This window comes from Hyphomicrobium sp. (genome assembly GCF_051860585.1).
Taxonomy (GTDB): Bacteria; Pseudomonadota; Alphaproteobacteria; order Rhizobiales; family Hyphomicrobiaceae; genus Hyphomicrobium_C.
In genome coordinates this window covers 437539-463871 of record NZ_JBHYDS010000001.1, presented here as the reverse complement: position 1 = coordinate 463871, position 26333 = coordinate 437539, and the positions used below count along the sequence as shown (strand labels likewise).

Genomic DNA, 26333 nt, shown 5'->3' with positions numbered 1-26333 from the left:
TGGCGGCAAGCCGTAGCGGCCAAGGGGCCACCGTTAAGGCATGAAGGTCAGAGGAACCCAGACGAGAAACCGCTCAAGCGTATTCTCGGAACGCATAAATAGGACGCTTCGGCAGTAGCCATCGACCAGAACCGGAACGGAACTCAGAGACGTTGCAATGCCGGGCGTGTCCTGCTTGAATGGAGTCGTCGTCGTGACCTGGTCAGCAGCCGATCTTGGATCATTGGGATCGTTGGAAAGGCGAGGTCCAGCCAGAAACGACAGATAGGGAATGATGTGCTGTTTGCCGTTGGGATCGAACGCGGAGATGGCCCAGACGCGTCCCAACTCCTCCTTTGACCAAGCAGAGCACTGGAATGTCTCGATGGCATCAAGGCTGGCAGCCAGTCCATTTCGCGGGCCGCCCGACAGCATCACTACAAGTTCTGCGCGCTCACTCGGAAGCAGCTCTGAAAAGTCCGCCTTTTTTGATGCTTTGTCTCGGAGGGCGGCAGAGAGATTGACCGAACTATAGTCACTCGCGAACCGTTGAGAGAACAGCTCGCTGTAGCCCCACCTGGCTTTGACCTCGTCTCGATCTGCCACCGCGTTCTGCATGGTCACCTGCCATTTTATCTGGGCATGCCATCAGGCCTGTTTCCTTTAATCCGCTTTTTGAGATGTGCTGCCCAAAAGCGAAGCGCGTTGCGCATTTCCTGTCGATACTCAAACCGATTGTAGACGCCGGCCACGCCGGCGAACGTCCCCGTGCTGTGGTTGAGAATCTTTTCGACCACGTGGGGCGGCACGCCCAGCTCTGCCATACCAGTCGCAGCCGTGCGCCGCAGATCGTGCAGCGTCCAGTCATACAGGTCTGCCGCCGCATCGAGCTCGCGCTTTCCCTTCGAATAGCCGGAATAGGACTGCTTCGGCTTGCCGCGGGCAGGGAAGACAAACTCGGATTCAAAGCGCGGCAGGGACTTGAGGATCGACCGCACACGCGGGGTAAGAGGAACGCTGTGGGCCTTGCCGTTCTTGGTGCGGGCGCCGGGGATCGTCCACACGCCGAGCTTGAGATCGAGTTCGGCCCAACGCATGCCGACAACTTCGCCGCGACGCTGTCCCGTTAGAAGCAGCAGCTGATAGATCGTCCCGAATGGATATCCCTGCGCGAGGCTCGCTTTCCACAGCGTGACGATCTCGTCATCACTCAGAACGCGTTCGCGCGACTGCTTCTTGGCAGGCGGCTTAAGATGAAGACACGGGCTGGCCTCAATAAGATCGCGCTCGACGCACCACGTGAAGAACTTGCGGATGGCGGCATAGGCGTGGATGGCGGCGCTGGGCGCGCCCCGTGCCACGATCGCGTCAAGTATGCCCAGAACGTCCTGACGTGAGATCGTCCTGACATCCCGGTTCTCCCAGTCCGGCAGAAACACCGACCGAAGAACTCTCTCGGTTTCGGCGGCTGTCGATGGACGATTGTGCTGCGAGCAGTAGAGCTGAACGAACTGATCGAGGGTCTTGGCAAATGTCAGTGCCCTGCCAACGGGCGCTTCCTTGTCATTGATCGTTGTCTGCGGGTCGATGCCGTTGGCGATCTGACCGATGGCGGTGTGTGCCTCGGCACGGGCAGCGGCGAGCGTCTTGTAGGGATAGCGGCCGAGGATCATGCGGCGGCTCTGACCTGCGATCCGATAGGTCAGATAAAAGACCTTGAGGCCATTCGAAGACACGCGCACACCAAAGCCCGGCAGCTTGCCATCCGGGTACTGGACCCGGCCGTCCGCCGGGACAGGGATATTGCGCACGAAGATGTCGTTGAGCTGAGCTTTGCCAGCCATTTTCTGACCCTCGTGGCAAATGACTGAGGGTCAGCGTGGGACGCATATGGGACGCAAATGTGGCAGCGCTGCGAGTTGAACGCATGAGCAGCTATGTTGATATTAATTTCGTAATTTCAATAAGTTAATCTTGACGTTGCGAGCGCGTGAATCGCCCTGGTATCTGCAATTTTCAGTCTGGGGGACTGGGGGTCGGAGGTTCAAATCCTCTCGCTCCGACCAACACTTAGGCCAGAGTGTTCAGAATCGGCGAACTAACGTAATTTCTCGCCGTTTGATCATGATTTGTTCGCGCTAAGCCGAAACAAAAAATCTGTCAAGCGAGTCTAGCGGGACCATGGTGTCTTCGATGTCTCGACGGCCGTACGCGCGGTCGGGCCGCTGAGTGCGTCCCCGAGCCTGCATTTGTAACGAAAGCGGATTATGGCCACATCAACGCTCTTCCGGTTCCGTTATCTGCGTCGCTCTCTGAGAGGCTCGAAGGTTTGACCAGCTAGTGCGCGTGATCAGTCGCGCCGGTCGCCCAATGCGGAGGAGGGGTCACGTCGAGGACGATCCGGGCCGGCGACCAACTGGGAAGAAGACAAGTTCCTCGGCAAGACCGGCTCGTACGATTTGAAGCGCAGTGTGCTTGATGACCGCAGAGAACTTCGCATGCGCGATCACGATCACCGGGTTCCGCTCGAGCATCACTACCGGAGCCCATGCATCGGCACCTTCGAGCGCGTGGGGCGCAGCCCAAGATGTGATCTATAATAACCTTCGTATGCGTCCGCTGGCACTTTTAGAGCGGACGACATCTCGGACATCGCTGAGTTCCGAGAAGGGCCATAAGCAGTCGTTGGGCGAAGTCGCGCTCGTTGTCCGCTTAGGGCCAGATTGCACCGGTTCAGAAATCCCGTGCAGTCACGCTCGGTCGCTTGAGGCCTCACGATTTGACCAGGCTTTGTAGGCGACCGGGATAAGGGCGACGACGGCGAGAAGGCCAAGCGCGATCAGCAACTGCGGCGTGACAAGCGCTCGCGTATCAATTGAGTAGACGCACGCATCCGGGCTGGCGGCGTTGTTTGCGATACAGGCCGTGTAAAGAGCGTTCTGCGCTTCCACGACGCTGCCCAACCCCGATCCCAAGAAGGAAAAGGCGGTTGTGGCCGGGATGATGCCGAAGAACGTCGCCAGGACATAGGTCGCGAGCGGAACGCCGAGAAGCGCCGGGACCAAGTTGACGACGACAAATGGGAATGCGGGTACGAGCCGCAGGAACAGCAAATAGTTGAAGGCATTCTCGCGAAAGCCCGCGCTGAGCTTCCCGACCCAGGGGCCTGCCTTCGCCTCAGCGGAGTCTCCGACCGCATAGCGGGCCACGAGGAAAATGATCGTCGCTCCGATGGTCGCAGCAACGATGGTTGCCGGAGCAGCGATCTGCCAGCCGAACAGGAGACCGCCCGACAGCGTGAGGATCGCCCCGCCCGGCAATGACATGGAAATTACGGCGATGTAGATCGCGGCGTAGATCAGAATGGCATAGAGAAGATTGCCGTCGATGTACGAGCGGATCGCCTCGTAGTTGAGGCCGATCGTTTTGAACGAGAGCAGCTTGTGCCATCCCATCGCGAACACCAGCACGGTGGCGGTCACGAGCAGCAGGAGCGGCAGCCAGCGGGCGATTGCTGAGCGAGGTGTCGCGGGCGGCGGAGGAAGCGCCGGGCTCTGTGTCGACGTCTCGCTCATTGTTGCCCCTCGAGGATACGTTCTGTTTGGCTGTGAGGCGCCACCTTTGGGGACGCGCGAAAGACGAAACGATTTAGAAATTTCCGGTCGATGTGATCTTTCCAATGCCAAAGCGCGCGCCCAAGAAGGGCCCCGTGCGCCGACCATCCGCCACGCGAGGCGATGGCGCGATGATTGCCCGTGGCTAACAACACGAGGAAATTTCGTTGCGGCTTGTAGGTTTCGCTCACGCCGTCTCCCAGCGATGCACGTAGGTTGCGCGCGAGAAACGGCCCCATTCGAACCGCGTAGACGCCGGCTTTTGGAAGCGGCTTATCCCATTCGGCGCAATCGCCGACGGCATACACATCCGGATGGGATACCGAGCGGAGCTCAGAATCCACGCGGATGAAACCGCGCTCGCTCAGGGCAAGCCCGCTCGCACGCTGCCAACTGTGAGCTTGGGCGCCGGTCGCCCAGAGGATGAGATCGCTTTCATCGGCAATTTTGTCATTAAATTCGCTGCCGAGCAGAACCGTCACGCCGGCCTTGGTCAGCGTTTTGTGTGCAGCTCGGACTGCGCCGGGCGCAAGGCCCGGAAGAAGCGTTTCTCCTCGCGTGGCGAGCGTGCCGTTGATCTCGCGGTTCGGCTGCAGCGCGCGGAGGCGGGCGAGGCAACCGAGCAGCGCTTCGACCCCGGCGGCGCCACCGCCGACGGCTGTAACTGTGAAAGACGACTCGGCGGGCCGGTTTGCGATCTCAGCGAGCAGCGTCTCCCAGGATTGGCGCAGTCGGCCAAGCGGGCGAAGCGACAAGACGAGCTTGCCGGACAGATCGGGCGGATTGAGAGTCGATCCGACGTTGAGAGACAGCACATCGTAGTCGAGCGTCATGCCGTTGGCCAAGGTGGCGCGACGCTGATCAGGGGCAAGCTCACGGAGTTCGCCAACGACGATCTTGGCTCCGGCGGCCGCCGCGAGCGGGCCGAAGTCGACGCAGATCTCGGAGAAGTCATAGGCGCCGCTCAGCCACCCCGGGACCATTCCCGAGTACGGGGCGAGGACGTTCGGCGTCACGACGGTCACTTCGACACCCGGCAACGGTGCGTCTGCCAAAGATCGCAGCACCTGAGCATTAGCGTGCCCGGCGCCGACCAACAGAAGTCTCTTCATTTGTCGCTCATTGTCTCTGCGCCTGGACACTCACCGCCGCTCAGCAGCACGGAATGCTGCCGTCAGCGGACGTGCGCGCAACAAACGGGATGTTCGTTCCGCAGCCAGGAAAGATGCCGAAGTGGGTCGAGAAATCGCCGTGGAACCGGAAGTGCGGTTCAAAGCGGCTTTGCTTTAGGATGTGCCACGTGTTGCCGCAGACCGGGAAGATCCGGCCCTTTTCAATGGCGTGGTGTCCGTCGAGCGTGAATGTGTGCGGTGCATCGGGAATGCCGCCCAGATACGTGACGGCCTGGCCGTAATCCTCACAAGTCTCCTCGAACTCGGGAATCTTGAAGAGGCGGTACGTCGCCGAGTAGAAGCGCGCCGATCCGACTTTGCCCTGGATCTTCGGATCGTCGATCTCGATCGGGCGGCTGGTGACCAGGCGCGGATCCCTGAAGCCGGCACTCTTTGCAAGTCTCAGGAAGTCGCCCCAATAAAGCGCGCCGCCGAGGCATTCTCCATACACGACCGGATCGTCGCGAACGTCATCGGGAAGACGACGATCGGCGTAGACATCGGCGAAATAGAACTCGCCGCCGGGCTTCAGGAGATCCAGCACGCCTTTCAGGACAGCGGGTTTGTCGATCGACAAGTTCACCACGCAGTTCGAGATGATCACGTCAAAGGAGCCGGGCTCGAGTCCGAGCGCCGGCAGTGCTTCGATGAAGCCCTGAAGAAACTCGACATTGCGCCGCTTGTGCCCAAAGCGCTCCATGTGCCAGCCGACGTGATCGCGGGCGGTCTTCAGTTGCTCGGGTGTCATGTCGACGCCGATGACATCACCCTCGGGGCCCACAAGCTGGGCCAGGGCATAGACATCCCGCCCGGAGCCGCAGCCGAGATCGAGCACGCGGCGGCCTTGCAGAAGCTCAGGAACAACCAGGCCGCAGCCGTAGAATTTCGCCAGCACCTCGTCGTGGACGTTCTTCAGCAATTCCTTCACGCTGTCCGGCATCGAGTCCGGCGTGCAACAGGCTTTCGTCCGGAGGTCTCCGGTGCCGCGCAGAATTTTGCCGTAGTAATCTTTGACGATATCGATGTGCATGTCGTTCCTGCCAACGCTGAGAGTTTGCGCGAGACCAGCGTGCCTCCGCGAGACGATGCCTAGAAGCTCCGATACTCGGGCTTCAGATAGCGGCCCCATTTCCTATCATAGGGGTGCACGGTTTTTGCGTCTCCGCTCGCCGACTGCAAGGGCTGACCGGCATTGGCCCAAGCGAATATCGAACCGATGTAGTTGGAGACGTTGGTGCGGCCCGCCGCCTGCAAGCGTTGCGCGAGGATTGAAGACCTATAGCCGACTGAGCAGTAAACGATGACCGGCTGATCCGGTTTGACCGCGGCGATCAACGCGTCGTCCTCGGTCTCAGGCGGAATGTTGATGGCGCCGGGAAGGTGACTGACTGCAAACTCCTCCGGCTCACGAACATCGATGATCTGGACCGGGTTGCCGTCTTGCTTCGACACGAGCTTGACGACGCCATCCGTGTCGATGTGGGTGACATCCGGGAATTCCTCTTTCACCGTGACGACAAGCTCGTTGAGATCCAGCTGCTCATCGCTTGCGCCGATCGGGCCGATACCAAGGCTGTAAGAAGCGATCGCGAAACCGAGTGCGATGCCTGCCGCAGCAAAAATGGGTTTGATCATCGTGTGTCTCCGCCGCTCTTTTGAGAATTGGTCCGCTGGTGTCGTGAGACCGCGTGATACGCGATCGTCGAAAGGATGACGCTGCCGGCCATGGCAACGCCTCGGATGGTGCCTGAAATTTTCGATTTGCCATGCTGCCTTGCGTGATAGGCAACGGGGATCTCGGCATAGGGTGCACCGAGCTGGGCGACCCGAATTTGCATCTCGACCGTCCAGCCGAAGCCCCGATCCTGCATGGCGATTTCATCCAACAGCGCGCGATGGACTAGCCGCATCGGACCCAGATCATGGAATCGCGCGGCCCAGATCAGGCGGATCAGTTTTGTCGCGAGCTGATTTCCAAAACGCTGCGGCAGCGTGAGGTTCTTGCGCCCGGCCTTTGTGGCCAAACGGTTGGCGAGAACGAAATCGGCGCCGCTGTTGGCTGCTTCAATGAAGCGCGGCAACGCCTCGATGTCGTCGCAGCCGTCGGCGTCGCAAAACAGAATCCATTGAGAGTGGTGCGGCAGGTCTTGCAGACCACGCCAGCAGGCCATGCCGTAGCCCTTCACCGGCTCGGCGATCACTTCGGCGTCTGCGGCACTGGCGGCATCGGCGGAACTGTCACTAGATCCGTTGTCGATCACGCGCACGTCAACACAACCCTGACGGCGAAGCCGTTCGATTGTCGGTCCGATGGACTTGGCTTCGTTGAGCGTCGGGATCACGACGAGAATCTGGGCGGCAGTCATGGTAGGCCGCATTAGACCACGCCCTGCCGAAGAGGACTGCTGCCGTTCGGCCGATGCATATTCGGCGGTCTCGGCGCGGACGATAGGTGCGCCGGCGAAGTCGGACAGGCGAAACGCGGTGCTGTTTGGCTGCACAATTGACAACTCTGACTACCCAATTGTTGACGAAGTGGCGTTGTATGCAATTGATCCGGCCGCCCCGAGCGATTGCGCTCGAGGAGGCCGGATCTGACTTATTTTATGGCTCTTGGTCTCAATTGCCGCCGAGGATCTGAGTGGGGATTGTGACGAACAGCTGGTACGTCTCGCGCTGAGCCGTGTTGCGGCCTTCGAACACTTCGGCATATGTGCCGTGAACCGAGGTGCCGCTTTCGAAGATGTAGCCGAGGCCGGCTTCCCAGGTCTGGAAGTTTTCCTGACGGCCAAGCGCATTCACGATGCGGATATTGTCTCTGACGAAGCTGTTGGGTGGCGTGCCGGCCGGCACGACATACGGTCCCTTGCCCGAATCCCAACCGCTCAGGCTGTGCTGATAGCGATAGGTGCCGGTGACAAAGAATTGCCCAAGCGTTTTGAATGCACCGACCGAACCAAAAATGTAATCCGGGACCACGCCGCTGACGTTCGCGTAGTTCAGGTCAGCGTTGAGGCCGAACCCGATGTTGGACCAATAGCGGCCGAGCCCGACGCCGGTTTCCCAGCCGCTGCTGCCATCGCCCAAGGCCTGCGGACGCGGGTAGTAGTCGCCTTCAAGGATCGCGCCGCCATAGATGGACACCGACGGCAAGCTGTTCACTTGGTCCGGATTTTCGGTATGGAGCGCGTAGCGAAGTCCGATGTGCGTGTCGAGGAAGCCATCGCGGGTTCCTTGCGGAATCGGGTTCTGGCAATCGCGGCCTGCCAGGGTGTCATACGATAAGGTGGCGCAAGTGGCGCTGCCGCCGAGACCGCCAGTCAGCGTGCCGTAACCGCCGTTCGCATCAAGCGACAGCCTGTCGGTAATGCCATAGGAAATCGCCGCGCGATATTCCTGGATCGTCGTGACGCGCGTGTACCTGTTGTAAGTCGTTCCCTGCCAAGCGCGATCGTAATCCTCGTACTTCGTGCCGAGCGAGAGTTCCAGCTGGCCCTTGGCTGGCAGGTAGGCGCTCGTTGCGTGGGCTGCGCCCGCAACCGGCAGCGACAGCGCGATCGCCAGAGCTGACCTCAGCCAAACCTTCTCGGCAATGCGCCCTACAGTGTAGTTCCTCATTGTAGTCCCCCGTTAAACTCTTAACTAAAGTCCCCTGGTGCTTCGTGTTCTCTCCTCGCTTCGCGCCGAACCATGCTGGTTTGCCGGCGCGACCAGCCGCTCACCGGCGAGCGCGCTCGCGATGCTGCAGGTGGTGCTTTTGAGAAAGAGAGAAGATCTCGTCGCCGCTTGGCGTCGTGTTACGCGGCGGTGAGTGTCGCGCTAGCCGATCGGTGCGGCCTGCACGGTAAGCTCGCCTGTTTTCTTCTTTTTCTTCGGGCTCTGGGTCTCAGAGGGTTGCCCCGGCTTGGCGGGCTTCTTGACCACTGGCGGACGGAACCCACCGGTATATCCGCCGGATGCAAAGCTGGTAGACGCTAAGGCTACGCTCGCGAAAGCAACGACAGCTGCCTTGGCAATAATTCGCATTGTTTCTTCTCCTCAAGACCGTCGCCCCGACCCTTGGGGAGTCGCAGCGACCTGCTGGAGAAGACCTCTAAACACTTGAATGCGCCTGCCGAAATACTGGTTCTCGATAAAGATATGAAGAATCCGTGCGCGTTATATTATTTGGACCCTTAAGGCAGCATATTGCCGATGATAACAGACATGCATCGATCAACTTCTGCTATCTGCGCCAAATTTCCGATTGCGGTTTTCCCATGACGCAACACCACTGCAACACTTCTAGCACTACGTTTTAATTGAGTTTTGGTTCAATTGAACGGCTGCGTACATTGCCGCGCCGCAGGATGCATCTAAGCTTTTTCAGTTTTCTTCTTTTGCCGCTCGGCGGCGTCATTCTAAACGGTTCCTGGGGCACGCGCGTAGGGGAATACTCTTGCCACGGAAGTAAGGGAAAGATGACGCTTCAAACAGTCAAGGCCGACGCTATTGGCGCCAGGAAGCACGCAGATCCGGTCAAGTTTTCGGACCCTGATTTTACTGTCAAATCGCAGCCGCGCGCGAAGGTGCCGTTCGAGCGTTACGACACTGTGTGGTTCAACACCGGCACGCTTTGCAACATCGAATGCGTCAACTGCTACATCGACTCGTCGCCTAAAAACGACCAGCTCGTCTATCTCTCGCGCGCCGAGGTTCTGCGCTTTCTTCAGGAGGCCACGCAGTTTTCCGACAAGCCGAGCCAGATCGGGTTTACCGGCGGCGAGCCGTTCATGAACCCCGATCTGCTGGCCATGCTGGAGGACAGCCTGTCGCTCGGATACCGCGTGCTGGTGCTGACCAACGCGATGCGGCCAATGCAACGCTTCCAGGACAAGCTGCTGGCGCTCGGGGGGCGTTTTCCGAACAGGTTGGCGCTCCGCGTGTCGCTCGACCATTTCGAGCAGGAGGGACATGAGGCCATTCGCGGTCCGCACACCTGGCAGCGCGCGCTCGACGGGCTCGTGTGGCTCGGCGAGAACGGGTTCGACGTTTCGGTTGCGGCGCGCAAGGCACGGACCGTTGACGAACCCGAAGCGCGGCGCGGCTACGATCGATTGTTCTCAGATCTCGGACTGCGCATCGACGCCAACGATCCGTCGCGGTTGGTGCTCTTTCCCGAGATGGCCGCCGACGACGATGTCGTCGAGATCAGCGAGGGCTGCTGGGACATTCTCGGCATGAAGCCGCAGCAGGTCATGTGCGCGTCGTCGAGAATGGTCCTCAAGCGGAAAGGCAGCGCGGAGCCGACCGTCGTGGCCTGCACGCTCATTCCGTACGCGGCGGCCTTCGAAGTGGGAGCCACACTCGAGGAAGCGCGCACGACGGTGACGCTCAATCATCGTCACTGCTCGAGATTTTGCGTGCTGGGCAAGGCGTCGTGTCGCGTCGATGGCTGATGCTTGCGGACGCATCCGTTTGAAACTTTTGATTCAATCGCAGATCTAGAGGGACGTGTTGGGGGGATGACAGTGCTGAGTAAAGCAAAGACTTGGCGCGCGCCGGGCATGCGTGCGATGTGCATGGTGGCCACGCTTGTGATGGCCTCAAACGCTACGCCATCCGCGGCGCAAGAGCCGGACGGCCTGTTTGCGACGGCGGCGGCGGGCTCTACGATCAAGGTCGATCATTCGGCTTGGAGTGGCTTGCTCGCGAAGCACGTGAAGCGCAATGCCAGCGGTCTCAACGAGGTCGATTACGCGGGCTTCCGGGCGACAGATCTTGCGCCGCTGCGCGCCTACATCGCGGCGATCACGCGCGTGGATCCCGCGACCCTCGACCGGCCGGAGCAGTTCGCACTGCTTGCCAATTTGTACAACGCGAAGACGATCGAGATCGTTCTCGACCACTACCCCGTCGCCTCGATCAAGGACATTTCGCTCGGCGGAACGGTTCTTTCGGTCGTGACCGGCGGGCCGTGGAAAAAGAAGGTTGTCGAGATTTCCGGCACGCCGATCAGCCTCGACGATATCGAGCACGGCCTGCTCAGGCCGATCTTCAAGGATCCGCGTGTGCACTACGCCTTGAACTGCGCGTCGATCGGCTGTCCGAACCTGCGCACGGAGGCGTTCACCGGGGAGCAGCTGGAGACGCAGCTCGATGCGGCGGCCCGTGAGTTCATCAATCATTCGCGCGGTGTCCGGCTCGCCGATGGCAAGCTGCGCGTGTCGTCGATCTATTCCTGGTTCATCGAAGACTTCGGCGGAGACGATGACGGCGTCATCGCTCACCTCAAAAAGTACGCGGCTGAGCCGCTCGCGACGCAGCTCAATACGGTAACTGCGGTCAATGACCATTTCTACGATTGGGCTCTGAATGACGTCGGCCGCTAGCGGGGGAGGGACCCGGTTGCCACCGCCGTGTCTGCGCGCGGCGTAATCGTGCAGCCTCACGCCTCAACATCGTCTCGATCCCTTCCGCTCCTTTCGGCCGGGCAAATCCAGTGGGCAATGTTTGCGCCTGTGCTGATCCTTACGGCCTTCGCAAGCCTTGCGTGGCTTTCGCAAACACCACCGGTTGAAGCCTGGCGCTTTTCGCTCAGCCTATTCGTCGCGTGGTTGGGCTTTGGCTGGTTTGCTGCGATTGTTCCAACGCGGGCAACATTGGCTGCTGGTGTGCTGTGCGCACTTGTGCTTCGCGTCGTTGGCCTCTGGACAGTTCCGATCTACGAAGACGATTGGGCGCGATACCTTTGGGACGGATACCGGTTACTGCAGGACGGCACGCCATATGGGTACGCCCCTGCAGCATACTCCGACGACGCCAGCCTGGATGACATCTGGACGGCCATCCTCGCACAGGTCAACAATCCTGCCGTTCCCACCATCTACGCGCCGACGCTGCAATACGTGTTTGGCTTTGCGGCATGGGCGGCGCCGGCGAGCCTCACCGCGCTTAAGGCGATCTTCATCGCTGCGGATCTCGCCATTTGGGCGATGATCGCGCGGATCGCGGGACCAGCTGCCGGTCTACGGTATGCGCTGTGCCCGCTCGTGATCTTTGAAGTGTCGATGAATGCGCATGCGGACATCGTCGGCGTGGCATTGATGCTTGCCAGCTATGCGCTCGTCAGGAGCGGGCGCTTGCTTGGGAGCGGAGCCGTGCTCGGACTGGCGCTGGCGTGCAAGCCTTTTGCGATCATTGTCGCGCCGTGTTTTCTGCAAAGGAAATGGTATCTGGCCGCGCTCGGCGCGGGCGTCGCGCTCGCACCGCTTTACTTGCCGTTTGTCGTGGCCGGCGCCACCGAGTTCGAGGGCTTGCAGGTCTTCTCGCGCTGGTGGGAATTCAATTCGTTCGGGTTCGCGGGGCTAAAGGCGGTCTTCGGAGATCCAGCTGCGCGACCGCTCGGATTCCTGCTCGGTGCTGCTTTGGCCACGGCCCTTGCCCTACGCTGGCGGGCCAAGGAGCCGGAGACGGTTCCGCCTGCGGATCTGTGGCTGATGGCGCTTTTGTTTTTTGCTCCGGTCATCAACCCTTGGTACCTGCTCTGGGTCGTCCCTTGGGTTTGCCTGCGATCGAACGCGCTCACGTGGTCCATCCTGCCGGCGATCTCGATTTCGTATCTGACGGCAGGAGCTCTCGGACTGACCGGACCGGGGTTTCACGATCATCCGGATTGGGTGCGGCCGCTCGAGATCGGCGTCGCGCTCGCGACTTATGCCGTCACTCGCCGCAGCCGGCAGAAAATCCGTGTTGATGCGTGATTCCGCTACACATTGTGCGTCGTCGTCCCAATAAGCTTTGCATGAATTCTTAGTTGGACAAAGCGCGGTTCAATGGAACTAGCGTTCAACTAAGGGCCGCACCATGTGCGTGGCCCGACTGACCCCTCACTCCAGTTCCAGGTGATCGCTTGTGTCCTGCGCCGACATCATGAAAGCCCTTTCGGACAAAACGAGATTGGCCGTTGTGGAGCAACTATTCTTCGGTGCGCGCCGGGTCAACGAGATCAATAGCGAGTTGAACCTCGAGCCGACGCTGTTCTCCCATCATCTCCGCGTCTTGCGGCAGGCGGGGATCGTCGTCACGCGGCGCGAGGGAAAATCGATCGTCTACTCGCTGTCACCTGCGGTCAGAAATGGCCACAACAGTCCCGTGCTCGACTTCGGTTGCTGCACACTCAGCTTCAACATCAAATCTGAAGGTTCGTGACTATGATCCGCGAAGCCGCCCTTGGTTTGTCTTTCGCAACTCTGACTCTGCTCGCTGTCACCGCTTTTGCCGCAGAAGAGCCCAGCACCGCCGCGCCTCTCTCGGGCCAGCTGACGATTACTGGGGCCAGCACCATTGCGCCGCTGGCATCGGAAATCGGCAAGCGCTTGGAAGAGACGAACCCTGATCTGCGGATCGATGTGCAGACCGGCGGGTCGGCGCGTGGCGTCGCCGATGTCCGCGCGGGTCTTGCCGCGATCGGCCTCGTGTCGCGCAAGCTGAAAGACGACGAGACGGATTTGACGGCCTTCACTATCGCGCGCGATGGCGTCGGCATCATCCTCAACACGGACAATCCGGTCTCAGTCCTGACCGACGAGCAGATCGTCGACATCTATCTCGGCAAGATCGCGAATTGGAAAGACGTCGGCGGAAAGGACGCTCCCATCACGGTCGTCAACAAAGCCGAAGGCCGGTCCACGCTCGATCTCTTCACCCACTATTTCAAACTGAAGAACAGCGACATCAAGGCCAGCGTTGTGATCGGCGACAATCAGCAAGGGATCAAGACCGTGGCCGGCAACCCCAATGCCATCGGCTACGTCTCGATCGGCACGGCTGAGTTCGAAGCAGGACAGGGTACGCCAATCAAGCTGCTGCCGCTCAAGGGCGTCGCTGCGTCTGTCGAGAACGTCCGCAACGAGACATTTTCTCTCGCGCGTCCGCTTAATCTCGTCGTCAAAACTGCGCCGGAAGGCACGGTCAAAAGCTTTATCGACTTCGCGCAGTCAAAGGACGTCCACGATCTCGTCAAGGAACAGTTCTTTGTGCCTTTGCAGTAGTGGTGGCGGCTTCGTGTCGACCGCGATCGTATGATGGTCAAGACGCTGTCTCCCAACGTCCGCGACCGGCGGCTGCTGTGGACGCTTTCGCTGTCTGCCGCGATCGCCGCCGGATTGCTGCTCCTTATTCTGCTCTTTCTGGCCAAAGAAGCTTGGCCGGTTTTGTCCGCGGTCGGCGTCACGTCGTTCGTCGTGGACAGCTCCTGGCATCCGCTCGAAGGCACATTCGGCCTGACGCCGATGTTGGCGGCTTCGGTGGCGATGTCCGCGCTCGCCGTGCTTATTGCGGCCCCTCTCGGTGTCGCGCTGGCGCTTTTCTGCCGCTTCTATGCGAAGGGCCCGGTCGCGCGCCTCTTCCGATGGGCTGTCGTGCTTTTAGCCGGTATTCCGTCGGTCGTGCTGGGCCTGTGGGGACTGACGACGCTTGTTCCGTTGATCAACGAACTGCGCGCGCCTGGCACCAGCCTTCTCGCCGGCAGCGTCGTGCTCGCCCTGATGATCCTGCCGACCATTGCCCTGACGACGGAGGCCGCGCTGACGTCGGTCTCGCAGTCGTATTGGACAGGAGCTTCCGCGCTTGGCCTGTCGCGTGAAGCGATCATTCTTGCCGTCGCGTTGCCAACGGCGCGCAACAGCATTACGGCCGGAGTGCTGCTTGCCTCTGCGCGAGCGCTCGGCGAAACGATGGCCGTTCTGATGGTCAGCGGCAATGTCGTGCAGTTGCCGTCGAGCCTGTTCGATCCCGTGCGCACGCTGACGGCCAACATTGCTCTTGAGATGGCGTACGCCACCGGCACGCACAGAGCCTCGCTCTTCGTATCCGGTCTCGCTCTCACGCTGCTCGTGCTGGCACTTGCGGCAGCGGCGCGGCGCAGCGGAGGTCAGGTCGTCCATGCCTGATGCGATCATATACCCGGGCTCGGCGCGGACCGGGTCGACGCCGACGTTCTTCTGGAGGAACCTCGCGCTCCAGAGCTTCGTCTGGCTGGCATCGCTGCTCATCATCGGAGTGTTTCTCTGGCTACTTGGCGACATCCTGTGGCGCGGCGCCAGCCGTGTCGATTGGGCGTTTCTAACGAGCGCGCCGAAGAGTGCCGGCCGCAGCGGCGGCATCGCTCCCATCATCGTCTCGACGGTGCTCATTCTCGTCGTCGCCATCGCCGTCGCGTTCCCGTTGGGCCTCGCGACCGCCGCGCTCCTGTCCGAATACGCTCGACAGGGCGGCGCTAAAGTTCGCGGCGTCGGTCTCAGCCTCGATGTCCTTGCGGGCGTGCCGTCCATTGTGTTCGGATTGTTCGGGAACGCGTTCTTCTGCGTTTGGATGGGGCTCGGTTTCTCGATCCTGTCCGGCGGATTGACGCTGGCGTGCATGATCCTGCCGATCGTCATCAGGACCGCGGAGTCGGGGCTGCGGATGGTGCCGGACGAATGGCGCCTTGGTGCGGCGGCGCTCGGCGTTTCCCGCAGCACAACCATCGTGCGGATCTTGATCCCGGCGGCTGCGCCGGCGCTCGTCGCGGGCTTGATGCTTGGGATCGGGCGGGCCATGGCCGAGACGGCGGCTCTCATCTTCACGAGCGGATACGTCGATCGGATGCCGCGATCGGTCTTCGACTCGGGCCGCGCGATCTCGGTCCATATCTATGACTTGACCATGAATGTCGCCGGAGGAGATCCGAACGCGTACGGCAGTGCGCTGGTCCTCATCGCTCTCCTTATTGTCATCAACAGCGCCGCTCTGTGGCTTGCCAATCGCGCCCTAGATCGAAAGCCCTCACGCTCATGAACACATCCTTCGTCGGCGATCTCGTGCCGGACAGCAAAGCCGGAGAGGCCTTTACGCTGGGACCGCTCGTTACGGGGCCGCCTTGTTGCGAGCCCGTTCCGCAGATTCGGATTGAGGCTCTGTCGCTGAGCTACGGGCAAAACGAGGTTCTACGCAACATCAGCCTCGACATCTTCGGCGGCTGCATCACGGCGCTAATCGGGCCTTCCGGCTGCGGCAAGACGAGTTTGCTTTCGAGCATCAACCGGCTGACGGATTTGGTTCCCGGCTGCCAGGTGCAGGGACGCATTCTGCGCGAAGGCGGCGATATTCATGCGCCGGGCGTCGACGTTCACGCATTGCGGCGCGACGTCGGCATGATTTTCCAGCGGCCTAACCCCTTCCCCTTGTCGATCCGGCGCAACCTCGCACTGCCACTTCGCGAGCACGGCCTGCGCAACGCTCGCGAAATCGACGATCGCATCGAGCGTTCGCTCAAGGACGTGGGCCTTTGGGACGAGATCTCCGATCGGCTCGATGCGCCGGCACAAGCGTTGTCCGGCGGCCAGCAGCAACGTCTTTGTATTGCGCGCGCGCTGGTGCTTGAGCCGTCGGTGCTGCTGATGGATGAGCCCTGCAGTGCGCTCGACCCAATCTCATCTGCCGTGGTGGAGGATCTCGTTGAGAGCCTCAGGGGGCGCTACACGGTCGTGATCGTCACCCACAATTTGGCGCAGGCGCGTCGCATTGCGAACTACGCGGCGTTCTTCTGGGTCAAGGATCGAGCGGGCACGCTGGTCGAGTTCGATCACTGTAAGCGGCTGTTCGAGTCTCCCCGGGACGAACGTACGGCAGCGTATGTGAGCGGTGCACGCGGCTAGCCGAGGCGATTTGCGTAGGGGACGCATCAGCCAGGACGGCTGCCGTGGAGCATGCCCCACTTCGGATAGCGTGCGAGAGATGCAATGTCGTCGACGTCGTCGATCTTGGGTAGGAGGGCGACGTTCCGTCCCTGCAAGTTTCGCATCGTGTCGGCGAGTGCGTGCGCGGTCGACCAGCGGACATCATGAAACGGATTTGGCGCGTTTGGTCTTCGCCGCAGCCCGACGGCCCAGTAGCCGCCATCGCTCGAAGGACCGAAGACGGCGTCTTGGCCTTCCAGCAGGCTGAAGCCCTTTGCGATCAGGTCGGGGGGGATGCCGGGCACATCGCTGCCGATAATGAGCACGGGCCCGGTGGGCAGGCGATTGGTCACGCGCATCAGGCGCTGCCCGAGATCGCCCGTGCCCTGCCGCACGATGCCGTATCGGGATGGCCAAGGGCCTGAATGATCTGGCGTCACCGCGAGCCACGTCGACCATCTGGCGTCGTTGCCCAGTTTCAGCAAAGTGTTGGCTAGGCTCACGCGCTGGAATCGGAGCGCCTCGACCGCGCCGGTCTGAGCGGCGAGGCGACGCTTTCCCGTGCCAAGCCTAGGATAGCGCGTGAAGATGACCAGATGGCAGTTGGTCTTCATGACGAACCGTAAATGCGCGCGATCAGCCGCGGCGGCACATGGAGGTAGTAGAGCGAAAGACAGAACAGATTGCGTGCGCTGCGCGTGAACCATCCCTCCTGCTTCCAGCGGAAGGCGGAGGTATTCGCTGCGATCGGCAAGATCACCAATCGTTTGCGACCGATGCGACGGACCAAATCGACATCTTCCATGAGCTCCCAAGATGGATAGCCGCCCACAGCCCTGTAGAGATCCCGGTGGATCAACAATCCTTGGTCTCCGTAGGGAAGCCCCAGGGTCCGCGCGCGCAGCGCGACGATCCATTCCAAGCGCCGCGCCTGCGGAGACATGTCGTCGAGCGTGAAGCTGAAAGCGGCAGCCTTTTCCTTATTGGGAGGACTGGCAATGAAGTCGGTGACGGCGGATTTCCAGCCGGGTTCCAGGTGCGTATCCGCATGGAGGAAAAGTAGCCACTCGCTGCGAGCCAGATCCGCTCCTGCTGCAAGCTGATAACCGCGGCCCTTTGCAGCTCGGACAAAGCGGGCGCCGTGTCGGATCGCAACGTCCTGCGTGCCGTCGCGGGAGCCGCCATCGACAACAACGATTTCTTCCACGCTGCCCAGCATTCCCAGCGTCTCGGAAAGGGTCGCTCCAGCTTCCAGGGTCGGAATAACGACCGAGATGTCGAGCGTGCCGATATTCACCACAGAATGCGTCCCGTGCTTTATCCGAACAATCCGAGGAAGCGAACAAGTCTCCTGGTTCGCGCGGAGAACAGTGCCGGCGTAAAGTAGCTCCCCGCCGCGCGTTTGCTGATCTCGGAGAGCGTCGGGTATGGCACGATCAGGGACGCGATGTCGCCGATCTTGTGATCCTTCGAAATCGCGAGGATCCATGGCAGGAGCAATTCGCCCGCATGTGCGCCGACCAGTGTCGCGCCGAGGATCCGCCCCCGTTTTCCAACGACCACTTTGAGGAAGCCGTCCGTGCGGCCTTCGGCTTGCGCCCGGTCGCTGTGGGCGAAGTCCGCGCGCAGGATACGGACCTGGTCTCCATGGATCTCGCGCGCGGCCGCTTCGGTCTGTCCGACCTGAGCGAGTTCAGGATCGGTGTAGGTGACCCACGGCAAGGCTTTCGGAGCGTTCTTGGCGGGCAGGCGGAACAGCGCATTTCGCAGCACGATGCCGGCGTGATAGCCCGCAACGTGGGTGAACTGGTGGCCCCCGATGACGTCTCCGGCGGCGAACACGCGCTTGTTCGTGGTGCGTAGGCGAGCGTCGACCTTGATGCCTTTGGGCGTGGCCTCCACGCCAGCCTTGTCAAGACCGAGCCCATCGATAGTCACCTGGCGCCCGGTTGCGATCAGGAGATGGGAGCCTCGGATGGTTTTCTCGCGTCCCTCGTGCTGCAGAACGACGGCGTTGCCTTCGCCGGTCTTTTCGATCCGCGTGATTGCCGCCGCCTCAAACGTAGGGATGTCCTCGGCCGCAAATTGTTTGCGGATGACTTCGACGGCTTCTGGGTCGTCCGTTGACAGCATTCGGCCGGCGTCGATGAGCGTAACCGCTGCTCCCAGGCGGCGATGCGCCTGGGCCAACTCGCACCCGATCGGACCTGCACCTATGACAATCAGGTGCGATGGCAGAACGGTGTTCTCGAAGATGGTCTCATTCGTGAAATACGGAACACTGTCGAGGCCTGGGATACGCGGAATGGACGGGCCGCTGCCGGTCGCGATCACGAAGCGGCGAGCGCGGATTGTGACGTCGCCGGCCCCAATTGTGCGGTGATCAATGAACGAGGCGCGTGATGTGATGACCCGGCAGCCGAGATCGGTGAAGCGCTCGACCGAGTCGTGCGGAGCGATTGTCTGGATAACGCTGTGGACGTAGCGATTGGTCGTTGCGAAATCGATTTGCGCGTCATGCAGGGTAAGGCCATAGCGATGGCCACTTCGCGCCGTATGCGCCACCTTGGCCGCCGCAAGCAGCGACTTCGACGGTACGCAGCCGGTGTTGAGACAATCGCCGCCCATGCGATGAGCTTCAATAAGCACCGTGCGGGCGCCCATCTGCGCGGCGCCTGCTGCCACGGAGAGGCCCGCCGAACCGCCTCCGATGACGCAAATGTCTGCCTTCAGATTTTCTGACACGTGGCCTCCCGGGCTGGTCAACGAACGACCAATCTCCAGCGAGTGGCCCGAGGGAATGCTAGTTGATCGCACGCGGCCTCGCTAGGTACGACGCGTGCGACGGATTTATCAAATAGCTTTGAATGCGCCGTCTGCAAAAGCAGACAAGATAGGGAATATGAAACGCAAGTTGTGGCGTCGGACGCATCGGGGTGGGGAAGACGACGCGAAGCTTGGCTTCGCGGCGAGGATCGCTGCGCCATGGGCGCGCTCCTAAATCAGCTCCACCTTGAGTTCGCGACCTAGGATTGCGGCCGCCTTCTGCAAGGTCTCGAGCGTGACATTGCCGTCCTTGGGATCGAGCAGTCGATTGAGCTGCGCCCGCGAAGTTTTCATGCGGGACGCCATTTGCGTCTTTGTCAGATGCTTGTCCTCGATCGCCCTTGAAAGTTGAAAGGCGATGACGTTCTTGATGGCGGCCGCCTGAAACTCCTCGAAGACGCCCTCTTCCTTGAGAAGGTCGTCGAGACTTGATCCACGGTGTGGGTTCTTCTTTGCCTTTGTCGTCATCGTTCGTACTCCTTCTTGCGTTTCAGCGCCGTCTCGATCTCTGCAGGCGGGGTTTTCTGTGTCTTCTTTATGAAGCCGTTGAGAGCAATCAACTCGCCATCAGAAAAACAGAAGATGACCCGGGATATGCGGTCGTCGCTAAGATCGGTGCGCACTTCCCAAAGTCCCCTGCCGAGCGATCGGCATAACGGCATGCCGACGGGCCAACCGAACTGGACTTGCATGAGGTCCACTCCGACCGCCTTGCGATCGGCGGCGTCGAGGCCCTTGATCCAGTCTTTAACCGGCTCTGCTCCGGTGCCTGTGCGGAAGAACCGAAGCGGGATCTTGCGCGGTGTTGGGTCGACCTCTCGTACCATTAAAGAGACCGTACCATATATAGTACGCTTGCGTCAAGCGCGTCCCCGGTGGCACGACTGCGTAAACGCCGCCATCGCCGCTGACCGTCCACCCTCGCAGTATCTCGACCAACTCTCCGGAGAACCACACCTGTCCCGTCGATCACTGCCAATGAGTAGCGAATCCGCCGCATTCCTTGAGCGGGGAGGTGATCGCGGAAGCTCACTGATCCAGTGCGGCCGTGTAAATTCGTCGATCACCCAATCGGCATTGAACCTACCGGCAGAGGGGTTCCCGGTTCTATCAGTATGACTTCCAGATAGACGGGCAGCGGTTTTTGGCTCAACCAGACGAACCTCGCGGCGTGCTGCCGAGGAGGTAGTGCGAGACGAGCGCCGGAGCAGCGTCTGTCTGAGCGGCGTACCTCCTCAACGTCGTTGTTGATCAACGATGCGGCCGATCGGTATTGGAATGAAGTTGGCCAGTATCATTCGGGCGCGGACAACACCTGGCGCGACCTGAGGCGCCTTGTGGGCTATTTCGGCGAAACCAAGCTGCTGACGGAAGTGACTGATGACGCCGTGGCGTCGGCACAAGATCTTGCGAAGCAAGAACGCGGATCCGGAAACGGCGCCTTATATCTCCAGCGCGACGGTCAATCGTAGCAGCACAGAGGTTCTGAAGAAGCTCTTCACGCGGGCGAAGGCGTGGGGTGTGCAGTTTCGCCAGGAACCGAACAATTGCATTTTCTGGAAGAGTCACAGGAGAGGGTGCGCGAGCTCGTCGGCAAGGAGGGCGATAAGCTCGACGATGCTGCGCGAGATGACTATGAGCCGTTCTTGGAATTTGCCAAGGCGACGGGATTGCGGCTGCGCGAGTGTCTGCTGAGATGGCCCGATGTCGATTGGGATGCAGCGCAGATCAGGAAGAAGGGCAAGCGTCTGGCGTATCTATCTCGAGAGAAATTATGTCGGACTTGCCGAGAAAGCGGAAGAGGGCAGTGCGGATCAGAAAAACGTTTCACTCCTCCACTAGTCCCGGACATGAACGCTCAAGAGATGCGCTGCATGTGGCGAGCATAGAAGGCGAGCTCGATCGAAATCCAATTGGCGTAGCTCTCGCGCAGATAATCGGTCGGCGCCGGGACGCCGGAGTCGTCCACCGAGAGAAAACCGATCCCGGCCCCTTCCGCGATGACGCTCGAGACCTGTGTCTTGGACAGGCCGAACCGCTTTGCGATCTGAGCACGGCTCAGCACGGGCGTGCCATCGAACTGGGCCAGCATCACCGCCAGAACGACGGCAGCGGCTCCCTCGCGCGAGCCGAAATAGCCGATGAACTCCGGCATGTGATCCGCAGGAGGCGTGCCGTCGATGTGATCGCGGCCGCCTGACACGAAAAAGCGGTCGGCGAAGGTCGGATCGTCGCGCATGGCTTCAGCCCGCCGGGCAGACGGCTGCAGCGCATCGAGTGCGCCCACGGCATAGCCAAGCCAGCTGTCGATAAATGCCAGCATGTTGGCCGTCGGGCGATAGTACTTCGAGCGCGAGTCTGTCGGACTTTTTACGGTCTCGATGAAGCGCGTTAGACGCAACATGGCCAGCGTCGTCTTGAGCACGCGCGGGCTCACCTCGTTGCGACGCGTGCACAGCTCAAGGAGGCGAGCGTAAGTTGCCCCGCCAGTCGGACCGAAGATTTCCCGATCGGCCTGCAGGTAGAGGAGATAGCCGAGCACGCGGAAGCGCTTCTCGTATGAGATCATCTTGTTGACGAGGCGCGGTGCCTCGCGGAAGCGCGCAAGTCCTTCAGTGTACGCGCGCACGGCGCTGTAAAACGCCGTCGATGCCCGCAAGGCGGCCGCCTCCGCAAGCAAGGCGTTAGTCTTCGGAGCGGCGGTGTTTGCGCTGATCTGATCCACTCGGCTGTCAGGAATCGCACACAGGAAAGAGGTGTGCAGCCACGACGCTCTGTCTACGGCTATTCGGGTGCGGGAGGCAAGGGGTGCGGCCCTACGGACCATCAGATCCTGTCAATCGACGAAAAACGGATCAGGTGCGTTTCTGACCGCGCAGCGAATCGATTGCTGATCAACTGTCAGCTCACCGCAGTGTGCCCATCGAGGGCCGCCGCGCGCGTCCGCGTCGTCATCCCCGCAGTCGCTACGGTGCTGCAGGGTGACATCCAGATCGACATTCGAGAAGTACGCCGCGGAACCTGTGTTCGCGGCGACGGGGAGGCTTCGCCCGCAATGCACGAAGCGGCTTTTGGGGACGCATGAGCGCGCGGGCATTGAGGTTCGTCTTTGGTGCGCTGCTGGCGCTCGTTGCGGCGTCCGGATCGTCGGCATCGGCCTTGGCTCAGACGCCGTCGACGACGTGTGACTATGTCAACGCCTCGTTCAGCGCCGGGTACACGCAGAGTGGCGGTACGTTCGTCTATGACCCTTCAAATTTCAAGCCCGGAGAAAGGCTAGCCTATGACATCACATCCCCCGGAGGGGGATCGCTGAAGGTGTTCGGAACTGTCGACACGCCCGTCGACACGACGTCCGGTCAGGGCATGACAACGGTGACCGGCTTGGGCACGGTCTCACTTCGGATCGAACCCATGACGGTTGCGATCCAGTGTCTCCAACCCCTCAACAATACCTATCTCTGGAGCTTGACACCAAACAACGGCGTTCTCGTTCCCTCGTTTTCCTATCTCACCGCCAACTACACGGCGTCGGTTCCGAATTCGGTCTCGTCGATCACGCTGACACCCACCACTGATGAACCGGCGGCCACCGTCACTGTCAACGGCACGACCGTAACCGGACCGTCGATTGCTGTCCCATTGGCGATTGGCGCCAATACGATCACGATCGTCGTCACCTCGGCTTCGGGCTTAGCGACCAGGACGTACACTCTGACCCTGTCCCGGCAGGCGACGGCCCCGGCGACAAATGCGAACCTGTCGAATCTTAGTCTGAGCACGGGCGCACTGACGCCCGGTTTCTCTTCCGGCACGACGAGCTACGCACAGTCGGTGGCGAACGGGGTGTCGACGGTGACGGTGACGCCAACGGCTGACGACGCCAGTGCCACGGTGACAGTCAACGGCAGCCCCATCGCACCGGGACAATCGACGACCATGTCGCTCGAGTACGGACCGAACACGATCACCACGGTCGTCACGGCTCAGGATCGAACCACGACAAAGACCTACACGTCGGTTCTCACGCGCCAACCGAATGCCGGGGCGGGCGACAACGATCTGTCCAACCTTGCCGTGACGAGCACCACGCTTTCACCTGCATTCGACCGCAATATCACAAGTTATACGGCGACCGTGACCAATACGTCGGTAATCCGGTTTACGCCGACGCTGTCGGATGCCAACGCCTCGCTGACAGTCAACGGGACAGGCCGCGCATCGGGAGCCCAATTCAATCAATCCCTCTCGTCCAGTGGGACGACCGTTGTCAACTTCAGGGTGGCTGCGGAAAATGGGACGCCTAAAACTTATACGGTCACGATAACTGCGACCTATCTCATTCCAACACTGACCGGTATCAGCCTCAGCGACGGTGCGTTGTCTCCCGCCTACGACCAAGGCGTCTCAAGCTATACGTCTTCCGTCGCGAATAACGTGACGTCGCTGACCGTTACGCCCACGGCGGCAACACTGAACCAAGTGACCGTCAACGGCAGCGTCGTGGCTTCCGGCGCAGCCTCCGCTCCCATTGCGCTTGCTGTCGGGCAAAACTCCATTTCGGTCGTCGTCAGGGCCCGCAGCGGAAGTAACACCAAAACCTACACGGTTGCTGTGACACGGCAGCCCGGGGCGGCGTCCGGTAATGCCGATCTGTCCGGCATTGGCTTAAGCGCCGGCACGCTGACGCCGTCGTTTGCCGCGAACACCATCAGTTATACCACGACTGTCGCCAACGGCGTTGCTTCGCTCACCCTCACACCGACGCTCGACGATGCAAATGCGGCCGTGAAGGTCAATGGCAACACGGTCGCGTCCGGAAGTCCGTCGGGCGCGATCCCACTCAACGTGGGAAACAATACGATTACCACTGAGGTGACCGCCCAGGACGGAACGACAACGAAGACGTACACGGTCGCTGTGACACGGCAGTCCGGGGCGGCATCCGCCAATGCCGATCTGTCCGGTCTCGGCCTAAGCGCCGGCACGCTGACGCCGTCGTTTGCCGCGAACACCATCAGTTATGCCACGACCGTCGCCAACGGCGTTGCCTCGCTCACCCTCACACCGACGCTCGACGATGCAAATGCGACGGTGAAGGTCAATGGCAACACGGTCGCGTCCGGCAGTCCGTCGGGCGCGATTTCCCTTAACGTGGGTGCGAATACGATTGCCACCGTCGCTACGGCGGAGAACGGTTCCACGAAGACCTACACAGTTACCGTAACGCGTGCCGCCCCACCGGTGTCCATCACATTCACGCCGGCAGGCAGCGCGCTGCCCGATGCCATGGCCAGCGAGGCTTACGCGGCCGGCATCACGACGACCGCGAACTCCAACAACACTCCGATCTTCTCCATTTCGGCCGGCGCATTGCCTCCCGGTCTGACGCTCAACGTGTCGACCGGCGAGCTCACAGGTCCACTCGCGACTATCAGCCAAGGTAATTACAGCTTCACGATCTCGGTCACGGACTCGGCCGGCGGTTCCGGATCAGCCTCTTACACGCTGAGGGTAATGCCGCGCGCCATAACGGTGACCGACAAGACCCAATCGGTACCTGCGGGTCCCCCGCCGCCGAACGTCTATCTCAATAGCGACGCAACGGGTGGCCCGTTCACCGACGCGAAGATCGTCGCTGTCTCACCCGAGAATTCCGGAACCGCAACGATCATCCAGGGGGAGCTGGCGGCGGCCACTCCCTCCGGGCCGTTCGGCTACTATCTGAAGTTCAAGCCCACGCCTGGCTTCAAAGGACAGGCCAAAGTCAGCTTTGTTCTGACCAGCGCGCTCGGGACCTCCAACGTCGGCATCGTCACATACAACGTAGCCTACGATCCCGGCGCCGTTGCTGTCGACTTCGACGGCAAGGTGCGCGACTTCGTGAAGGCGCGGCAAAACCTGATCGCCACCAACGCAAAGACGCCTGGGCTTCTCGAGCGCCGCCGCATGACCAAGGCGTCCAGAAGTGTCGAGACACGCGTGACACCTTCCGGGGAAGAAGGCGTCAACCTCGGCATCGCGACGAGCCTTGTCGGGCTACGCGCGGCCAGGAACAACGGCGCCGGAGCGATGCAACCGCTGAACGTCTGGATCGACGGCACGCTGATGGCCCAGAAGCGCGATGAGACCGACGGTGGATGGGGCAGCTTTGGCATGTTTTCGGTGGGCGCCGACTACCTGCTCACGCCCGCCACGCTGATCGGCATCTCGCTTCATGTCGACCGCATGACCGACCCCTCCGATGACGAGTCCGTACTTCGAGGCACAGGCTGGCTCGCCGGTCCTTACGTTTCGCTCGAGATCGTTCAAGGCGTCATTATCGATACCAACCTCCTCTATGGAGGCTCCTCGAATGACATCGGCACCGCGTTCTTCAACGGCACGTTCGAAACCAACCGCTGGATGTGGTCGGCCAAGATCGCGGGCCAATGGAGAGCAGACGAGACAACGCTGGTCACGCCGAAGTTGGGCGCCGTCTACTTGAACGAGCAGGTCGAGGACTATGGCATAGGAAGCCCGGCGGGCGACCGGCTATTGATTGCAGGTTTCACGGAGGAGCAGATCCGTGTCAGCGTCGGTGCTGACTTCGAGAAGCAATACCTGCTCGAAAGTGGTCTCGTGCTCGTTCCGCGTCTCGGTGTTACGGCCGGTGTCGCCTCGCTCGACAACAGCGGCTTGTTCGGCTCGCTGACGACGGGCTTCTCCCTATCGGATGGAATGAGCTGGGATCTCGATGCGGCGCTGCTGCTCAGCCTCGAAAGCGAGGGGCAGGTGGCGACCGGCGGCAAGCTCGGCGGCACCGTCCGATTCTGAAATTTTCCAACGTCCGATTCGGGTCTCTAGCGATCTTAGCAGCAGCGATCTAAGGTCGCGTTCTTTTCGGAGCATGATCGGGCCAAGAGTGGTCGCAAGCGCGAGGGTCCGACGCGTGACATCTGGCTGCGCAAGACCGATGCTGTCTTGGATCAGGCGCTAATCTCGTCATGCAAAGCACTCGCCATGCTGATCGGCCTGATATCGCTGACCCCGCTTTGACGTTT

At 61.0% G+C, this 26333-nt stretch carries 25 protein-coding genes; 10 read left to right on the top strand and 15 right to left on the bottom strand.

The features are described from left to right. Positions 1-33: 33 nt before the first annotated feature. The 9 genes from ACTIFK_RS02085 to ACTIFK_RS02045 all read right to left on the bottom strand — a co-directional run bounded on the left by ACTIFK_RS02085 (position 34) and on the right by ACTIFK_RS02045 (position 8791). On the bottom strand, positions 34-597 hold the full coding sequence (locus tag ACTIFK_RS02085; RefSeq protein ID WP_439541379.1) for a hypothetical protein: 564 nt from the start codon (positions 595-597) through the stop codon (positions 34-36). Between the two features lie 14 nt (positions 598-611). After that, the gene (locus ACTIFK_RS02080; RefSeq protein WP_439541378.1) at positions 612-1823 is read right to left on the bottom strand and encodes a tyrosine-type recombinase/integrase; all 1212 of its coding nucleotides are present in this window, start codon (positions 1821-1823) and stop codon (positions 612-614) included. Between the two features lie 906 nt (positions 1824-2729). After that, complete coding sequence (locus ACTIFK_RS02075; RefSeq protein ID WP_439541377.1) at positions 2730-3554, bottom strand: TVP38/TMEM64 family protein; 825 nt, start codon at positions 3552-3554, stop codon at positions 2730-2732. Next, positions 3551-4705 (bottom strand): FAD-dependent oxidoreductase, encoded by a 1155-nt coding sequence (locus tag ACTIFK_RS02070; RefSeq protein ID WP_439541376.1) that lies wholly within the window; start codon positions 4703-4705, stop codon positions 3551-3553. Before ACTIFK_RS02070 ends, ACTIFK_RS02075 begins: the two co-directional genes overlap by 4 nt. A gap of 40 nt (positions 4706-4745) precedes the next feature. After that, positions 4746-5795, bottom strand: coding sequence for a methyltransferase domain-containing protein (locus ACTIFK_RS02065; RefSeq protein ID WP_439541375.1), 1050 nt, complete (start codon positions 5793-5795; stop codon positions 4746-4748). Positions 5796-5854: 59 nt separating this feature from the next. Continuing rightward, positions 5855-6400: a rhodanese-like domain-containing protein gene (locus ACTIFK_RS02060; protein WP_439541374.1), complete on the bottom strand. Its 546-nt coding sequence runs from the start codon at positions 6398-6400 to the stop codon at positions 5855-5857. After that, positions 6397-7266: a glycosyltransferase family 2 protein gene (locus ACTIFK_RS02055; protein WP_439541373.1), complete on the bottom strand. Its 870-nt coding sequence runs from the start codon at positions 7264-7266 to the stop codon at positions 6397-6399. Before ACTIFK_RS02055 ends, ACTIFK_RS02060 begins: the two co-directional genes overlap by 4 nt. A gap of 118 nt (positions 7267-7384) precedes the next feature. Then, positions 7385-8383, bottom strand: coding sequence for a hypothetical protein (locus ACTIFK_RS02050; RefSeq protein ID WP_439541372.1), 999 nt, complete (start codon positions 8381-8383; stop codon positions 7385-7387). A 201-nt stretch (positions 8384-8584) separates the two neighbouring features. Next, entirely contained in the window at positions 8585-8791 is a 207-nt protein-coding gene (locus ACTIFK_RS02045) for a hypothetical protein (protein ID WP_439541371.1), read from the bottom strand. A gap of 434 nt (positions 8792-9225) precedes the next feature. Here ACTIFK_RS02045 and ACTIFK_RS02040 point away from each other — a divergent pair, with 434 nt between their 5' ends. From ACTIFK_RS02040 to ACTIFK_RS02005, 8 genes are all read left to right on the top strand, one after another. Then, positions 9226-10203: a radical SAM protein gene (locus tag ACTIFK_RS02040; protein ID WP_439541370.1), complete on the top strand. Its 978-nt coding sequence runs from the start codon at positions 9226-9228 to the stop codon at positions 10201-10203. Between the two features lie 72 nt (positions 10204-10275). Further along, positions 10276-11136: a DUF547 domain-containing protein gene (locus tag ACTIFK_RS02035; RefSeq protein WP_439541369.1), complete on the top strand. Its 861-nt coding sequence runs from the start codon at positions 10276-10278 to the stop codon at positions 11134-11136. Positions 11137-11418: 282 nt separating this feature from the next. Beyond that, entirely contained in the window at positions 11419-12507 is a 1089-nt protein-coding gene (locus tag ACTIFK_RS02030; protein ID WP_439541368.1) for a hypothetical protein, read from the top strand. A gap of 151 nt (positions 12508-12658) precedes the next feature. Beyond that, complete coding sequence (locus ACTIFK_RS02025) at positions 12659-12955, top strand: ArsR/SmtB family transcription factor (protein WP_439541367.1); 297 nt, start codon at positions 12659-12661, stop codon at positions 12953-12955. Positions 12956-12957: 2 nt separating this feature from the next. Continuing rightward, positions 12958-13797, top strand: coding sequence for a phosphate ABC transporter substrate-binding protein (locus ACTIFK_RS02020; RefSeq protein ID WP_439541366.1), 840 nt, complete (start codon positions 12958-12960; stop codon positions 13795-13797). Between the two features lie 30 nt (positions 13798-13827). Beyond that, a complete protein-coding gene (pstC, locus tag ACTIFK_RS02015) occupies positions 13828-14697 on the top strand; it encodes a phosphate ABC transporter permease subunit PstC (RefSeq protein WP_439541365.1) in 870 nt (289 codons plus the stop codon). Then, the gene (gene pstA / locus ACTIFK_RS02010; protein ID WP_439541364.1) at positions 14690-15583 is read left to right on the top strand and encodes a phosphate ABC transporter permease PstA; all 894 of its coding nucleotides are present in this window, start codon (positions 14690-14692) and stop codon (positions 15581-15583) included. Before pstC ends, pstA begins: the two co-directional genes overlap by 8 nt. Then, positions 15580-16443 carry a phosphate ABC transporter ATP-binding protein gene (locus ACTIFK_RS02005; protein WP_439541363.1) on the top strand — a complete coding sequence of 288 codons (864 nt, stop codon included), beginning with the start codon at positions 15580-15582 and terminating at the stop codon, positions 16441-16443. Before pstA ends, ACTIFK_RS02005 begins: the two co-directional genes overlap by 4 nt. Before the next feature lie 26 nt (positions 16444-16469). Here ACTIFK_RS02005 and ACTIFK_RS02000 read toward each other — a convergent pair whose 3' ends face one another. The 5 genes from ACTIFK_RS02000 to ACTIFK_RS01980 all read right to left on the bottom strand — a co-directional run bounded on the left by ACTIFK_RS02000 (position 16470) and on the right by ACTIFK_RS01980 (position 20117). After that, positions 16470-17078, bottom strand: a complete 609-nt coding sequence (locus ACTIFK_RS02000) for a TIGR04282 family arsenosugar biosynthesis glycosyltransferase (RefSeq protein ID WP_439541362.1) — start codon at positions 17076-17078, stop codon at positions 16470-16472. After that, on the bottom strand, positions 17075-17764 hold the full coding sequence (locus ACTIFK_RS01995; RefSeq protein ID WP_439541361.1) for a TIGR04283 family arsenosugar biosynthesis glycosyltransferase: 690 nt from the start codon (positions 17762-17764) through the stop codon (positions 17075-17077). Before ACTIFK_RS01995 ends, ACTIFK_RS02000 begins: the two co-directional genes overlap by 4 nt. A 17-nt stretch (positions 17765-17781) precedes the next feature. Further along, entirely contained in the window at positions 17782-19209 is a 1428-nt protein-coding gene (locus ACTIFK_RS01990) for a dihydrolipoyl dehydrogenase family protein (protein ID WP_439541360.1), read from the bottom strand. A gap of 252 nt (positions 19210-19461) precedes the next feature. After that, positions 19462-19758 carry a helix-turn-helix domain-containing protein gene (locus tag ACTIFK_RS01985; RefSeq protein ID WP_439541359.1) on the bottom strand — a complete coding sequence of 99 codons (297 nt, stop codon included), beginning with the start codon at positions 19756-19758 and terminating at the stop codon, positions 19462-19464. Continuing rightward, positions 19755-20117, bottom strand: a complete 363-nt coding sequence (locus ACTIFK_RS01980; RefSeq protein WP_439541358.1) for a type II toxin-antitoxin system RelE/ParE family toxin — start codon at positions 20115-20117, stop codon at positions 19755-19757. The genes ACTIFK_RS01985 and ACTIFK_RS01980 overlap by 4 nt, the downstream gene beginning before the upstream one ends. Before the next feature lie 420 nt (positions 20118-20537). On the opposite strand from ACTIFK_RS01980, the gene ACTIFK_RS01975 reads away from it, so the two are divergent. Next, positions 20538-20762 carry a hypothetical protein gene (locus tag ACTIFK_RS01975; protein WP_439541357.1) on the top strand — a complete coding sequence of 75 codons (225 nt, stop codon included), beginning with the start codon at positions 20538-20540 and terminating at the stop codon, positions 20760-20762. A gap of 386 nt (positions 20763-21148) precedes the next feature. On the opposite strand, the gene ACTIFK_RS01970 is transcribed toward ACTIFK_RS01975, so the two are convergent. Continuing rightward, complete coding sequence (locus ACTIFK_RS01970; protein ID WP_439541356.1) at positions 21149-22015, bottom strand: hypothetical protein; 867 nt, start codon at positions 22013-22015, stop codon at positions 21149-21151. 356 nt (positions 22016-22371) lie between these two features. Between ACTIFK_RS01970 and ACTIFK_RS01965 the strand changes: the two genes are divergently transcribed. Continuing rightward, positions 22372-26106, top strand: a complete 3735-nt coding sequence (locus ACTIFK_RS01965; protein WP_439541355.1) for a cadherin-like beta sandwich domain-containing protein — start codon at positions 22372-22374, stop codon at positions 26104-26106. Positions 26107-26333: the final 227 nt, after the last annotated feature.

Coding starts and splice junctions, on each gene's coding strand:
- ACTIFK_RS02085 (WP_439541379.1), bottom strand. CDS start 597: ATGCAGAACGCGGTGGCAGATCGAGACGAGGTCAAAGCCAGGTGGGGC.
- ACTIFK_RS02080 (WP_439541378.1), bottom strand. CDS start 1,823: ATGGCTGGCAAAGCTCAGCTCAACGACATCTTCGTGCGCAATATCCCT.
- ACTIFK_RS02075 (WP_439541377.1), bottom strand. CDS start 3,554: ATGAGCGAGACGTCGACACAGAGCCCGGCGCTTCCTCCGCCGCCCGCG.
- ACTIFK_RS02070 (WP_439541376.1), bottom strand. CDS start 4,705: ATGAAGAGACTTCTGTTGGTCGGCGCCGGGCACGCTAATGCTCAGGTG.
- ACTIFK_RS02065 (WP_439541375.1), bottom strand. CDS start 5,795: ATGCACATCGATATCGTCAAAGATTACTACGGCAAAATTCTGCGCGGC.
- ACTIFK_RS02060 (WP_439541374.1), bottom strand. CDS start 6,400: ATGATCAAACCCATTTTTGCTGCGGCAGGCATCGCACTCGGTTTCGCG.
- ACTIFK_RS02050 (WP_439541372.1), bottom strand. CDS start 8,383: ATGAGGAACTACACTGTAGGGCGCATTGCCGAGAAGGTTTGGCTGAGG.
- ACTIFK_RS02045 (WP_439541371.1), bottom strand. CDS start 8,791: ATGCGAATTATTGCCAAGGCAGCTGTCGTTGCTTTCGCGAGCGTAGCC.
- ACTIFK_RS02040 (WP_439541370.1), top strand. CDS start 9,226: ATGACGCTTCAAACAGTCAAGGCCGACGCTATTGGCGCCAGGAAGCAC.
- ACTIFK_RS02020 (WP_439541366.1), top strand. CDS start 12,958: ATGATCCGCGAAGCCGCCCTTGGTTTGTCTTTCGCAACTCTGACTCTG.
- pstC (WP_439541365.1), top strand. CDS start 13,828: ATGATGGTCAAGACGCTGTCTCCCAACGTCCGCGACCGGCGGCTGCTG.
- pstA (WP_439541364.1), top strand. CDS start 14,690: ATGCCTGATGCGATCATATACCCGGGCTCGGCGCGGACCGGGTCGACG.
- ACTIFK_RS02005 (WP_439541363.1), top strand. CDS start 15,580: ATGAACACATCCTTCGTCGGCGATCTCGTGCCGGACAGCAAAGCCGGA.
- ACTIFK_RS02000 (WP_439541362.1), bottom strand. CDS start 17,078: ATGAAGACCAACTGCCATCTGGTCATCTTCACGCGCTATCCTAGGCTT.
- ACTIFK_RS01985 (WP_439541359.1), bottom strand. CDS start 19,758: ATGACGACAAAGGCAAAGAAGAACCCACACCGTGGATCAAGTCTCGAC.
- ACTIFK_RS01980 (WP_439541358.1), bottom strand. CDS start 20,117: ATGGTACGAGAGGTCGACCCAACACCGCGCAAGATCCCGCTTCGGTTC.
- ACTIFK_RS01965 (WP_439541355.1), top strand. CDS start 22,372: ATGAGCGCGCGGGCATTGAGGTTCGTCTTTGGTGCGCTGCTGGCGCTC.